This window comes from Vibrio sp. 2134-1 (assembly GCF_033339495.1).
Map to the genome: position 1 here is coordinate 1 of NZ_JAWOUS010000009.1, position 13,399 is coordinate 13,399.

Here is a 13,399-nt window from a genome sequence, read left to right on the forward strand (position 1 = left end):
TTTAAAATACAAAACGCCCGATGAAGTACATCGAGCGTTTTAGTTAAAAAGTGTCAACCCATATCAGGACGGGTCATGACTCAGAGCTTACTCTGCGCTCTCTGAGTTTGTATTGTTAGATTCAGCTTCTTCCTTCGCTTCGACAACCATATCTACCGTTTGGTTATCGATAAGACGAGCCTTGCCTAGGAACGCAGACATCAGAATGACAGCTTGTGTCGTTTCTGGTGTGATCACTTGTAATGTACGAGCATCACGAATGAAGATCTCATCAGGGTGCAGACCTGCAGCTCGAAGTTGGTCGCTTGCATCTTCGATGATCGATGCGTAGTCATCGCGTCCACCACGAATGGCACTGCTGATCCAACGCATTGTACGAGCAAGTACAGGCGCACGTTGACGCTCGTCCAGCGTAAGCAAGCCATTGCGTGAACTCATTGCTAAACCGTCCATTTCACGTACGGTTGGTACACCGATGATTTCAATGTCCATTGCTAGGTCATCAACCATCTTGCGGATAACAGCAAGTTGTTGGAAGTCCTTCTCGCCGAAGCACGCGACATCCGGTTGTACGATGTTAAACAGCTTATTCACAATCGTCGTCACGCCACGGAAATGACCTGGTCGAGATGCGCCTTCGAGAATTGTTGATAGGCCAGGGACATCGACGAAGGTTTGCTTATCCAGACCTTCAGGGTAGATAACTTCTGGTGTTGGCGTAAATACCACATCGACCCCTTCAGAGGTTAACTTGCTTAAGTCTTCCTCTAGCGTGCGTGGGTAATTATTTAAATCGTCTGCACGATCAAACTGCATCGGATTAACAAAGATGCTTACGACAACGATATCAGCGTATTCGCGTGCTTTACGCACTAAAGTTAAGTGGCCTTCGTGAAGGTTGCCCATGGTAGGGACAAACGCCACTTTACGACCTTCACGTTTAAAGGTTTTAAGGTGTTCACGAACTGCTGAGATTTCCGCAAAAGTTTGCATGCATTTATCCTCTAGGCAATGGTATGAGCGTCGTCTGGGAATACACCGTTGGCTACATCTTCAATGTATTTAGTAACGGCTTTGCGCATATCACCTGTTTCAGCAAGAAAGTTTTTGGAGAATTTCGGCATGTAGTTGGCAGAAATACCAAACATATCATGCATTACGAGAATTTGACCATCTGTTACGTTACCTGCACCAATACCGATAACAGGAACGTCAAGCACTTGCGTAATACGTTCAGCAAGCTCAGCTGGTACGCATTCTAGTAAGACGATTTGAGCGCCTGCTTCTTGCAGCGCTAATGCGTCTTTTACCATGCGGTCTGCTTTTTCTTGATCGCGACCTTGGATTTTGTAACCACCAAAAATATTAACAGCTTGAGGAGTTAAACCAAGATGAGCACAAACTGGAACTGATCGTTCAGTGAGCATTTTCACCGTGTCGACAAGCCAGTCACCACCTTCAATTTTTACCATATTGGCACCAGCACGCATCAGTTTAGCCGCATTTTCGCAAGCTTGCTCTGGCGTGGTGTAGCTCATGAATGGCATGTCTGCCATCAACAAACAATTTGGGCTACCAGCACGTACGCAACGAGTATGGTAAGCGATATCATCGACCGTTACTGGCAGAGTATCGTTGTGACCTTGCAAAACCATACCTAGAGAATCACCGACAAGAAGTACTGGCATTTCTTGGCTTTCAAACAGTTGGGCAAAGCTCGCATCATAAGCGGTTGAAGTAGCAAATTTACGACCTTCTTGCTTCCACTTGATTAGGTCGTTGATGGTCATTTTTTTCATGGTTTTATCCTTACTAGGAGTTGGCTATGACTGCCAGATACTGAGGCCGTTTCTATCTACTTGTTCCAGTAGTTCAGAGACCTCGGTCCCATCAGGGAGTTGTAAACTTGGTGCAATTTCCGCAAGAGGGTAGAGTACGAATTCACGCTCTTTCATTCCATAATGAGGAACGATCAGCCTCTCGGAATTAATCACCTCATTGCCATAAAGCACAATGTCGAGGTCCAAGGTTCTTGGTCCCCAGCGTTCGTCTTTACGGACACGCCCTTGTTCTTGCTCTATAGCTTGTGTGCAATTGAGCAATTCAATAGGCGTCAAACTGGTGTTAATAGACACAACCGCATTGATGTAATCCGGTTGGTTTTGTGGCCCCATTGGCGTGCTGCTGTATAGCGAAGAAGCTTGAACAAACTCTGATTTAGGCAGCGTTTTTAATGCTTCAATCGCTTGCTTCGCTTGGCTGACAGGATCAGCCAAGTTACTGCCTACCGCAATGTACGCTGTAATCATGATTTGGGCTTACTCTTTTTCTTGCGATAAGTTTTACGGCGGCGCTGGCCTGTTTTCGGTGATTGACCGTCTAAGTCGGCAGCCATTGCTTGACGCATTTCTCTGCCTGCATTTTGAAAAGTTTCCCACCACTTGGCAAGCTTCTGAGTGTCACCACCTTCAATTTCACCGCGCATTTCAAGAAAATCAAAGCCAGCTCTAAATTTATTGAGCTCCATAAGACGGAATGCACGTTTACCGCTACGTCGTGGAAGACGAAGCTGTAACTGCCAAATCTCGCGAATGGTTGCGGTGTGGCGTCTTGGAATGGCAATTGTGCGAACTTGCTCGTCAAGAATGATGTTGCTCGCTTCCATAATGGCGTCGTAATGGCCTAAGTTGCGCTCTTCCATCAGTTCGTCGGCTTTCGCACACAGTGGGTACCACAGCATTGCAGCAAACATAAATGCTGGATTGATGCGTTTCCCATCTTCGATGCGCATGTCGGTAGAATCTAGGACAAGATCCAACATCTGCTCAGTGTGAGAGGAGTAATCTTCTGTAAAGTGCGCTGCAATCGTCGGGAATAGTTGCTGGAATAGGTTGTACTCACGCAGTAGGTGGTAGGTTTCTAAGCCATGACCGGATTGCAATAATTTGAGTGACTCTTCAAAAAGACGCGCTGACGGAATGTCACCGAGCAACGGTGCCATGTGTTCGATTGGCGCTGCGGTGTCTTCTTCAATATCAAAGTCTAGTTTTACCGCGAAACGAACCGCACGCAGCATGCGCACAGGGTCTTCACGGTAGCGTGTTTCTGGATCACCAATCAGTCGAATTAGGCGATCTTCTAAATCTTCAATACCACGTGCGTAGTCGTGAATCGAGTAATCTGCGATGTTGTAGTACATCGAGTTAATCGTGAAATCACGGCGCTCAGCATCTTCATCGATGGTGCCGTAGACGTTGTCACGCAGCAGCATACCCTCTTTTGATTGCTGAGAAATGCTCTTATTCTTTTGCTCTTGGTGGTGACCACGGAATGTCGCAACCTCAATGATGTCTCGGCCAAACATAATATGAGCCAAGCGGAAGCGGCGACCAATCAAACGGCAGTTACGAAATAGCTGTTTGATCTGTTCCGGCGTTGCGTTGGTCGCAATGTCAAAATCTTTTGGTTTTTGTCCAAGCAGTAAGTCTCGAACCCCGCCACCCACAAGAAAAGCATCGAAACCAGCACCATTTAGGCGGTACAGTACCTTCAGCGCATTATCACTGATCTGCTTACGCGAAATGTTGTGCTCTTCACGAGTTATTACATTGAGAGCGAGCTCTGGAATTGTGGCAGGTTCGCTTGGTGTATAGTCGTTTGTATTCATGTGCATCTGGCAATAACTGGGTTTAATCCAATCTTGCTTTGGTTAGTTTTATACGCCTCTAGGGCCTAATTTGCGGCTAATGATAGCCTACACAATGCCATTTGAGAATCACGGTGTGATCTCGATCTCTGCTGGAAGCTGTTCCAAGCGCCAGTTTTCGCAGCCCCAACGAAGAATATCTTCTATGTTGGCCGCCCTTACGGTTTCAGGTATCTCGAAACCTAAAAATGTCATGGCGCGCAATAGAGTAGGTTTTGGTGTATCTATATCAATAGCCGTCGCGTGATTTTGTTTCGACAATTTATTGCCGTTGTTGTCCATCGCCAATGGTAAATGCAAGTAGCTAACTTCAGGCTGACCAAGTATTTGGTACAGGCTAATTTGACGCCCTGTCGGCTCGATTAAGTCTGCACCTCGCACGACTTCTGTGACGCCTTGGTCGATGTCGTCCAATACTACCGCAAGATTATAAGCAAATAATCCATCTCGACGTTTAATAATGAAATCTTCATTAACGAGTTGCTCTGGAATAGTAATGGTTCCCCGCTTTTGGTCGAGGAAATGAGCGACAGGCTTGGTCATTTTTAGGCGAATCGCGCCGTCTTTCAAGTTTTTATCGCGGCAAGTGCCAGGATAAAAACCGCCATGCTCTTTAATTTGCTTACGAGTACATTGGCAATAATAGGCTTCCCCATTTTCGAGCCATTTGTTTATTTGAGCTTGGTAAAGGTCGTGACGTTCGCTCTGGTATACCACTTCTCCATCCCAATGCAGCTGATAGGCCTTGAGTGCCTCTAGGATAAGTTGCGCTGCACCTGGCATTTCTCTTGGTGGGTCTAAGTCCTCAATACGTACTAACCAAGCTCCGTTTTGTGCTTTCGCTTGAAAATAACTGCCAAGAGCGGCAATCAGTGAACCAAAATGCAGTGGACCAGAAGGAGATGGGGCGAATCGACCTACATAGCGTGTCATGCGTGTATCTCGAATTTAGTAAACAAATAGGGTGCGAAGATAGCCAAAACAAAAAGGGAGCCTGAGCTCCCTTCAACAATCATAATGCTGGGTGATTAACCTTGCATTTGCTTCTCTTTGATTTCTGCAAGTGTTTTACAGTCAATACAAAGGTCAGCGGTTGGACGTGCTTCAAGACGGCGAACGCCAATCTCTACGCCACAAGACTCACAGAAGCCAAAATCGTCTTCTTTGATTTTATCCAAAGTCTTTTCAATCTTCTTGATCAAACGGCGTTCGCGGTCACGGTTACGCAGTTCTAGGCTGAACTCTTCCTCTTGAGAGGCGCGGTCAACTGGATCTGGGAAGTTTGCTGCTTCGTCCTGCATGTGGTGAACAGTACGATCCACTTCAGCTCTTAGCTGGTCGCGCCAAGCTGTTAAGATTTTCGTAAAGTGTTCAACCTGCTCTGGTGACATGTACTCTTCACCAGGTTTTTCCTGATATGGCTCCACGCCGGCAATGGCTAGGATGCCTATCGTTTTCTTCTTTGATTCTGGCATACAGCATCTCCTACTTACACCTAGTCAACTGCTACGCAGTCAATTTAAGGCGGGTATCTATAGCAAAAAGAGGCGGTGCAAGCAAATACTGAATCGCAAAGTTATCGTCAATGTGAAGACGACATCATTTTTTCTCTTAATTGATAAAATCAATAGCGGAAATCAGCTTCATTCCAGTATCGCTCAGTTCAGCTTTGTAGCAGAGAACTTCCACTCCAGCGTCTTGTGCTTGTTTGAGTAATAGTGAATATTTCGCGTCTATATGGTGCGCCGCGGATACTTTTTCAATACCTGAATGTAAAACAGTGAATAAAAGTATGGCTCTACTTCCATTTTGTGCCATTTCTGTGAGCTCTCTCAGGTGTTTTTGTCCCCGAGTCGTGACCGCATCTGGGAAGTATCCTTGTCCAGTAGAGTCGGTCTCATCAAGAAGAGTGACGCTTTTCACTTCTATATAGCACTTTGGCTTGTCGTCTGCGCTGAGCAAGATATCAATTCGGCTATTTTCATTGCCGTATTTCACCTCAGTTTGAAGTGTGTCATAACCACAAAGCTCTGAAATGACATTATTTTCAATAGCCTCTACGGCTAATTGATTGGCGCGCGCGGTATTGATACAAATACGGTGGCCTTGTTCGGTTTCACTCAACTCCCAACTATTGGGGTATTTTCGTTTCGGGTTGTCGGAAGTAGAAAACCAAACCTTGTTTCCGGGCGTTGCACAACCCGTCATTGCACCTGTATTTGCGCAGTGGATTGTACGGATTTCACCAGTATCGAGCTCGATATCGGCAAGAAAGCGTTTATAACGTTTGAGTAGAGTGGCGGACTCTAAAGCGGGTGTGAAATGCATTTGCTTATTTAGACAAAAAATTTTTTATGTACAATGTTGCCACCATTACACCATAAGGTATTTTCTTTGTCACAATTGCCGATTGAAGCCGTGATGCCTGAGTTGCTGACGGCGGTCAAAAATCAACATCAAGTGATCTTAAAAGCGGCGCCTGGTGCCGGTAAGTCGACTTACTTCCCTTTGCAGTTACTCTTAAATCATTCGGTTGCTGGAAAAATCATCATGCTTGAGCCAAGACGACTCGCGGCGCGTAACATTGCCCGTTATCTTGCTGAGCAATTGGGAGAACAAGTTGGTCAACGCGTGGGTTATCGAGTTCGTGGCGAGGCAAAGGTAAGTTCTGCAACGCAGCTGGAGATCGTGACCGAAGGGATCATGACCAGGATGATCCAAACTGACCCTGAACTGGATGGGGTTGATCTACTGATCTTTGATGAGTTTCATGAACGCAGCATTCATGCCGATACCGCTTTGGCATTCAGTTTAGAAGTTCAAGAGGCATTGCGAGACGATCTCAAGCTGGTGGTAATGTCGGCAACGCTTGACCAACAAGCATTACAATGGTTGTTGCCAGAAGCCAGTTACATTGAATCTGAAGGGCGCAGCTTTGATGTGGCAATGCGCTACCAGCCGTTAGGTGTGAACGAGCATTTACCTACGAGTATGGCAAAAACAATAGAAAGTCTTATGAACAAAGAGTCTGGATCTTTGTTAGCTTTCCTACCGGGTGTTGGTGCCATAAAACAAGTTGAAGAGCGGTTGTCTCATTTAGCGGATGATATCGACGTATGCCCACTTTATGGTCAACTGAGCTTTGCAGATCAACAAAAAGCGATTACGCCAGCAGAACAAGGTAAGCGTAAAGTCGTTCTAGCGACCAACATTGCAGAAACTTCACTAACGATTGAAGGCATTCGCCTCGTCGTTGATTCTGGGTTAGAGCGTATTGCCCGCTTTGATTTGAAAAACGGTTTAACACGCTTAGAGCAAACACGCATTGCACAGTCTTCAGCGATTCAGCGTGCAGGACGAGCGGGACGAATAGAAGAGGGCATTTGTGTTCGTCTTTATTCTGAAAACCAGTTCAAGCAGCAACCGCTGGTTCCCCAACCCGAAATTTTGCATTCCGATTTAGCTAGTTTAGTTATGGAGCTTGCCTTTTGGGGAGCGAGTGATATCCACGATCTAAAGTGGCTTGATGTTCCCGCTAATGCGTCATTGGAACAAGCGAAGCAGCTATTGGTGTCATTGGGACTACTGACGGAACAAGGGCAATTAACGTCCGAAGGAAAACAGGCGCATGAACTAGGCGTTGAGCCTCGTGCGGCTGCGATGCTAATTAAAGCGCAATCTTACAGTGATAAGATGTTAAATGCTGCTTTGGCGGCGGTCGCACTGATTGAAGAGCCAGAGAGAAATGTTACCAATATCGCTCATAGCTTGCATCGTTGGCTTGTTGGTACTCATCCAAAAAAGTCGATGTTGTTCAAGCGTGCTCAATCTCTGGCGTACAAATTGGATACGGTATTTGACCTGAAAGGCGTGGATGAAGATGCATTACCGCTGGTGTTAAGTTTGGCATTTCCAGATCGCATTGCGCAGCAGCGCACAAATCAATTTGGGCGATTTACTTTGGCTAATGGTCATGGTGCAGAATGTCATCAGGAAGACATGCTAGGTGGCTGTGAGTATTTGGTTGCCGTTGACTTAATGCGTTCTCATTCTAATTCAAGTCAAATTCATTCGGCATGTGAATTGGATGTCAATATATTGCGAACGACCTTTGATACGCTATTTTCGTCTGAAGAAGTAGTGGACTGGGATGAAAAAAGAGGCCGTCTAATAGCTGAGCGACAAACAAAACTCGGTCTGCTGGTCGTTGAACGCGAGCCGTTGCCAAGCCCGGGCAAAGAAAAAATGACACAAGCTTTACTCACGTATGTCCGCCGCCAGGGCTTACAGAGTCTAAACTGGACACCGGCAGCGGAGAGCTTGTTGGCTCGGATTCGTTGTGCGGTGGAATGGTTACCTGAGCAGTCATGGCCAGTGTTTGATGAAGCCAGTTTGCTGGATTCATTAGAGGAGTGGTTAGAACCATACATGACGTCTGTCAGCTCGGTTAAAGACCTGAGCAAGATAAACTTGGTCGAAGCGCTTAATGCTCTATTAGGTTGGCCACTCAATCAACAACTGGATGAATGGTTACCTGAGCATTACCAACTACCCACAGGTTCAAAGAAGCGTATCCGTTACCAATATGGCCACGAGCCGATATTATCGGTGCGTATGCAAGAAGTATTTGGGGAGAGTGGTTCCCCAACGGTAGCTCTTGGCCGCAAGCGTTTGGTGCTTGAACTGCTTTCACCGGCACAACGTCCATTGCAAGTAACGTCGGACTTGGCGGCTTTCTGGAACGGAAGCTACAAAGACGTTCAAAAAGAGATGAAAGGGCGCTACCCAAAACACGTTTGGCCAGATGATCCTGCCAATCATGTAGCAACAACGAAAACAAAAAGACAATTGAATAATGACTGACAGCAAGAAGCCTAGCGCGAAAAAAGCGCCAGCGAAGAAAAGTACAACCAATAAAGGAACCGCAAAACAGACTCGACGTACGCCGAGTAAAAAGCCGACTAACGAGAAACGTTCGTGGTTGAAAGTTCTGTGGTCGTTTAGCTGGAAAGCTGGCGTTGCACTTGCCGCTGTTTTGCTGTTTGTTGGGATTTACTTAGATAGTGTGGTGAAAGAACGCTTTGAAGGTCAGCTGTTTGAGCTGCCAACGGTGGTTTATGCCCGTATCTTGAATCTAAGCCCTGGTGAGAATATCACCATCCAAGAACTGCGCAACGAGCTAGATGTGTTGAATTACCGTAAAGTGAGTCAACCTCGTTACCCAGGCGAATATTCCTCTTCTTCCACTCGGATTGAATTGATTCGTCGTCCATTCGAGTTTGCCGATGGTCCCGAGCCGGATCGTCACATTATGCTGCATTTCTCTGATTCCGGCTTGCAACGTATTCAGTCTTTAGAATCTCGAGGAGACCTTGGTTACTTGCGCCTAGAACCGAAGATGTTGGGCATGCTGGAGAAAGACCGTGATGAACAGCGCCTTTTCTTACGTCGTGATCAGTTCCCTGAAATTTTGGTGGATGCACTGCTTGCGACCGAAGACCGGGATTTTTATCAACATGACGGGGTGTCACCGCTCGCGATTGCACGTGCATTGGTTGCGAACATTAAGGCGGGTCGTACTGTTCAAGGTGGTAGTACGCTGACTCAGCAATTGGCAAAAAACCTGTTTTTGACTCGTGATAAAACACTGTGGCGTAAAGTTCGAGAAGCGTATATCGCGCTAATTTTGGATTACCGTTACAGCAAAGATCGTATCTTAGAAGCCTACCTAAACGAAGTGTACCTAGGTCAAAGTGGAGGTGAAGCGATCCACGGGTTTGGCTTGGCGTCGCGTTACTATTTTGGGCAGCCAATTCAGGAGTTGCGAATCGATCAGCTGGCGATGTTAGTTGGGATGGTAAAAGGACCGTCTTACTACAACCCAATTCGTTACCCTGAGAGAACGAAAGAGCGTCGTGATCTCGTTCTGCGCCTGTTAATGCAGCAAAACATGTTGACTTCAGAGCAGTATGAACAAGCTGTAAGTCGTCCACTCGATACGCAAAGCAAGCCACGTATTGCGAGCCGTCAGCCAGCTTATTTCCAACAATTGAGTATTGAATTAAAAGAAAAAGTTGGGGAGCGATTTAAGGCAGAGACCGGACTGCGCGTATTTACGTCTCTGGACCCAGTATCGCAAAGCAAAATGGAACAAGCTATCGCGAAAAAGATCCCAGAACTAGCTAAACGGGGTGGTAAAGAGTTAGAAGCCGCTGCTGTGGCCGTTGATCGCCATAGTGGTGAAATCCGTGCGATGGTTGGTGGTAAACGTGTCGGTTATGAAGGCTTTAACCGAGCGCTCAATGCCAGTCGTCCAATTGGTTCTTTAGTGAAACCAGCGATTTACTTAACGGCTCTAGAACAACCGGATAAATACAACCTAGGCACGACGCTACACGACACGCCGTTAAGTCTGAAGAGCAGTAAAGGTAACGTGTGGACGCCGCGCAACTACGATAGAAAATATCGTGGTGATGTGCCACTTTACATTGCTTTAGCGAAATCACTTAACGTACCAACCGTGCGCTTAGGTATGGCACTTGGCATTCCTGAAGTGTCCAATACTTTAGAGCGTTTGGGCGTGAACAAAGACGAAATTCGCCCAGTGCCTTCGATGTTTTTGGGTTCGTTTTCTTTGACGCCATTCGAAGTTGCACAGATGTATCAGACTCTGACGAATTCAGGTAAGCGTGCAAAACTGACCGCTCTGCGCTCAGTCATGGATATGGAAGGTAATGTGCTGTATCAATCCTTGCCTCGTTCATCAAGAGCCGTGGATGAACAAGCTGCATGGCTAACGACCTACGCGATGAAACAAGGGGTTGCTCAAGGCACTGGCCGCTTCTTACAAAGCCAGTTTGGTTGGGCTGCATTGGCAGGAAAAACGGGTACCAGTAATGACAACCGCGATAGTTGGTTTGTCGGTGTTGATGGTCGTGAGGTGACGACAATTTGGCTAGGCCGCGACGATAATAAACCCGTGAATCTAACGGGGTCGAGTGGTGCATTACGAGTGTACGCAGAGTACTTGAAGCAGCGTATTCCTGAGCGCTTAGAGCTCCCATGGCCAAGAGAAATCACCACATTAGGGTTCAAGCCTACATCTGATGGAGGTTTAGAAATGAACTGCCGTAGTGATTACAAACTGCCGGTTTGGGATAAAACCGGTCAGATAAAGCAACAGTGTGAGAAGAAATCAAACTGGTTAAATAGCATATTTGATTGGTAGCATCGCCAAATCAACAACATTAGCTTGTTTATCTGATTAATTCTTAGTACATATTAGGGCGTGTTAGTACAGTACTGCTAGCACGCCCTACTTGATCAGATATTCAATAAAGGAAGAAGTGAATGTTCAAAAAGCTGTTATCAAGCCCATCGGTTCGCAACTTTGCGCTTTGGGTTAGTACCTTTTTGATGATCACTCCTTCTGTTTCCCTCGCAAACTCTCTAACAAAAACGGATGACTTGGAACCTCGACCAAAGGTGGCGGTTGTGCTCGCTGGTGGAGGAGCGAAAGGGGCGGCACACATTGGGGTTTTAAAAGCATTGGAAGAAATGCAGATCCCTGTCGATATTGTGACCGGTACCAGTATGGGCGCCTATGTGGGTGGGCTTTATGCCACGGGTATGAGTGCTGATGAAATCGAGAGTTTTATCTACACCGTCGATTGGGGCAGCGGTTATCGAGATCGTGTTGACCGTAGCCAACGTCGAGTTCGTGACAAAGAGTATGAAGACCGCTATCAAATTAATACCGATCTCGGCTTAAGGTTCGGTGAGGTACGAGCACCAACGGGTGTGGTGCAAGGCCAGAACATGTTGCGAGTATTGCGTGAGACTACAGGGAACTTAGGGCGATTCGATTCTTTTGATGATCTTGCCATTCCTTATCGTTCTGTTGCGACTGATATTCTTGCCCTAGAAGAAGTCGTACTGGGCAATGGTTACCTTGTGGACGCCATGATGGCTAGCATGTCTGTACCAGGAGCGCTTCCTCCCTATAAGCTCAATGGCCATATGCTTGTTGATGGCGGCGTCGTCAATAACATGCCTGTCGATGTGGCTCGCGCCATGGGGGCTGATGTCGTTATTGCCGTCGATATTAGCACCGACTACAAAACCGAAGATGAATTTACGGGGCTGTTTACTGTCGCGGACCAACTCTCTAACTATCTCGTTCGTCGTAGTACACAACAGCAAGTGGACGAGCTTGAACCTCAAGATATCTATATTCGTCCCAATGTGGGCACCATGGAAACCGTCGAGTTCGACAAAATGCCTTGGGCTTTTCAAGCTGGGTACGATATTACCAAGCAATTAAAAGACAAGCTGAAAGAGTTACGCTTGTCCAACGCGGACTATCAAAAATACATCGACCGCAAACAAGAAGTTCGTAAAACTCTGATTTATGGCGATCAGCGTGTGGTTGATGACATTGTGATTGTAAATAACACGCACTACAGCGATGTGTTGTTGACGAATCGTATTGAATTAGAAACCGGACGTCGTATTTCAACGGCCGAAATTGAGAAAGCCGTTGAAAACCTCTACGCGTTAGATCGGTTCGAGCTCATCACTTATCACTTTGAAGAGGTTGATGGTGAGACATTGTTGGTTTTTGATGTTAACGAGAAGTCGTGGGGGCCTAATTATCTCAACTTCCGATTTTTTCTTGAAGATGACTTCGATACAGATAGCCAGTACGGCATAGGGATATCAACCAACTTTACCAACTTGAACTCTCATGGCGCGGAGTTGGCGTTCAACGTAGAAATGGGCACGGATAAGCTGATTGAAGCTGAGTTGTATTCCCCTGTTTTATCTAGCCAAGAACTTTTTGTATCGGGGCGTATTTCCTATGGCAGTGAGAGCCGAAACTTACCTTTAACAGAGCCTCAAGCACCAGATTTAGAGTCAGTAAATGACTTTTTTCCGGTCACTTACGATGATTTTACAACAGAGGTAGCGATAGGTATCCAACCCACATTGTGGCAAGAACTTCGATTTGGCGCTCGCTACTCAACCGGAGATATTGAGCTTTCTACTTTGGCTTCTGCTGGTAAATTGGATTTTGAACGTCGTGGCCTGTTTGCCAATTATCGCCTAGATACACTCGATGATTTCGCATTTCCGACTCGTGGGCTTTTAGTCGATCTCGAATATTTAGTGTCTCATGATCAAAGTCCTCAGGGCGTTAGCCTTTTAGAAACTGACAAAATTATTGAAGATACCGTTTATGAAATCTCTGCACGATTTAAAGGTGCAGTGAGTCATCAGCGTCATACTTTAGTCGGACATGCTGAATATAGTTTTGTAGAGAGTAAAAACTCATCTTTACCGCTTGATCCCAGAGAGTTGGGCGGCTTTTTAAGTCTATCTGGAATCCCAAGAAATAGCCTGATCGGACAGAACTTATTTTTCAGCAGTTTGGTGTACCGATATAAGTGGTTTGATAATGATTTCGGATTGTTTGAAGCTCCAGTCTACCTGGGCGCATCGGTCGAATATGGCGGTGTTTGGTCTGATAATGATCTGAAACTAAACGAAGCGCCGCTTTACAATGCTGGCTCCATCTTCTTTGGTGTTGACTCACCAATAGGACCAATAATGTTGGCATACGGTCGTACCGAGCAAGATTTGGATGCTGTGTATTTGATCGTAGGAACATCGTTTAATTAATCGGGTATGAGA

Annotated in this window: 10 protein-coding genes; 3 read left to right on the forward strand and 7 right to left on the reverse strand. The window is 46.2% G+C overall.

What is annotated here, in order from left to right; translation table 11 throughout:
• Positions 1 to 87: 87 nt before the first annotated feature.
• From panC to sfsA, 7 genes are all read right to left on the reverse strand, one after another.
• Positions 88 to 993 (reverse strand): pantoate--beta-alanine ligase, encoded by a 906-nt coding sequence (panC, locus tag R7R78_RS11845; RefSeq protein WP_005380005.1) that lies wholly within the window; start codon positions 991 to 993, stop codon positions 88 to 90.
• 11 nt (positions 994 to 1,004) lie between these two features.
• A complete protein-coding gene (gene panB / locus R7R78_RS11850) occupies positions 1,005 to 1,799 on the reverse strand; it encodes a 3-methyl-2-oxobutanoate hydroxymethyltransferase (protein WP_005386592.1) in 795 nt (264 codons plus the stop codon).
• Between the two features lie 24 nt (positions 1,800 to 1,823).
• Positions 1,824 to 2,309, reverse strand: a complete 486-nt coding sequence (folK, locus tag R7R78_RS11855; protein ID WP_017635910.1) for a 2-amino-4-hydroxy-6-hydroxymethyldihydropteridine diphosphokinase — start codon at positions 2,307 to 2,309, stop codon at positions 1,824 to 1,826.
• Positions 2,306 to 3,673, reverse strand: a complete 1,368-nt coding sequence (gene pcnB, locus R7R78_RS11860; protein WP_225473645.1) for a polynucleotide adenylyltransferase PcnB — start codon at positions 3,671 to 3,673, stop codon at positions 2,306 to 2,308. Before pcnB ends, folK begins: the two co-directional genes overlap by 4 nt.
• Positions 3,674 to 3,775: 102 nt before the next feature.
• Positions 3,776 to 4,639 carry a tRNA glutamyl-Q(34) synthetase GluQRS gene (gene gluQRS, locus R7R78_RS11865; RefSeq protein WP_005386586.1) on the reverse strand — a complete coding sequence of 288 codons (864 nt, stop codon included), beginning with the start codon at positions 4,637 to 4,639 and terminating at the stop codon, positions 3,776 to 3,778.
• Positions 4,640 to 4,734: 95 nt separating this feature from the next.
• On the reverse strand, positions 4,735 to 5,181 hold the full coding sequence (dksA, locus tag R7R78_RS11870; protein WP_005386584.1) for an RNA polymerase-binding protein DksA: 447 nt from the start codon (positions 5,179 to 5,181) through the stop codon (positions 4,735 to 4,737).
• A 136-nt stretch (positions 5,182 to 5,317) separates the two neighbouring features.
• Positions 5,318 to 6,034 carry a DNA/RNA nuclease SfsA gene (gene sfsA / locus R7R78_RS11875; protein ID WP_017635909.1) on the reverse strand — a complete coding sequence of 239 codons (717 nt, stop codon included), beginning with the start codon at positions 6,032 to 6,034 and terminating at the stop codon, positions 5,318 to 5,320.
• 66 nt (positions 6,035 to 6,100) lie between these two features.
• Here sfsA and hrpB point away from each other — a divergent pair, with 66 nt between their 5' ends.
• From hrpB to R7R78_RS11890, 3 genes are all read left to right on the forward strand, one after another.
• A complete protein-coding gene (gene hrpB, locus R7R78_RS11880; RefSeq protein WP_225473648.1) occupies positions 6,101 to 8,569 on the forward strand; it encodes an ATP-dependent helicase HrpB in 2,469 nt (822 codons plus the stop codon).
• Positions 8,562 to 10,934, forward strand: coding sequence for a penicillin-binding protein 1B (mrcB, locus tag R7R78_RS11885; RefSeq protein WP_005380020.1), 2,373 nt, complete (start codon positions 8,562 to 8,564; stop codon positions 10,932 to 10,934). Before hrpB ends, mrcB begins: the two co-directional genes overlap by 8 nt.
• A gap of 122 nt (positions 10,935 to 11,056) precedes the next feature.
• Positions 11,057 to 13,387, forward strand: coding sequence for a patatin-like phospholipase family protein (locus R7R78_RS11890; protein WP_064376528.1), 2,331 nt, complete (start codon positions 11,057 to 11,059; stop codon positions 13,385 to 13,387).
• The last annotated feature ends 12 nt before the right edge of the window (positions 13,388 to 13,399 follow it).

Coding starts and splice junctions, on each gene's coding strand:
- R7R78_RS11890 (WP_064376528.1), top strand. CDS start 11,057: ATGTTCAAAAAGCTGTTATCAAGCCCATCGGTTCGCAACTTTGCGCTT.
- dksA (WP_005386584.1), bottom strand. CDS start 5,181: ATGCCAGAATCAAAGAAGAAAACGATAGGCATCCTAGCCATTGCCGGC.
- gluQRS (WP_005386586.1), bottom strand. CDS start 4,639: ATGACACGCTATGTAGGTCGATTCGCCCCATCTCCTTCTGGTCCACTG.
- panC (WP_005380005.1), bottom strand. CDS start 993: ATGCAAACTTTTGCGGAAATCTCAGCAGTTCGTGAACACCTTAAAACC.
- folK (WP_017635910.1), bottom strand. CDS start 2,309: ATGATTACAGCGTACATTGCGGTAGGCAGTAACTTGGCTGATCCTGTC.
- sfsA (WP_017635909.1), bottom strand. CDS start 6,034: ATGCATTTCACACCCGCTTTAGAGTCCGCCACTCTACTCAAACGTTAT.
- mrcB (WP_005380020.1), top strand. CDS start 8,562: ATGACTGACAGCAAGAAGCCTAGCGCGAAAAAAGCGCCAGCGAAGAAA.
- pcnB (WP_225473645.1), bottom strand. CDS start 3,673: ATGCACATGAATACAAACGACTATACACCAAGCGAACCTGCCACAATT.
- panB (WP_005386592.1), bottom strand. CDS start 1,799: ATGAAAAAAATGACCATCAACGACCTAATCAAGTGGAAGCAAGAAGGT.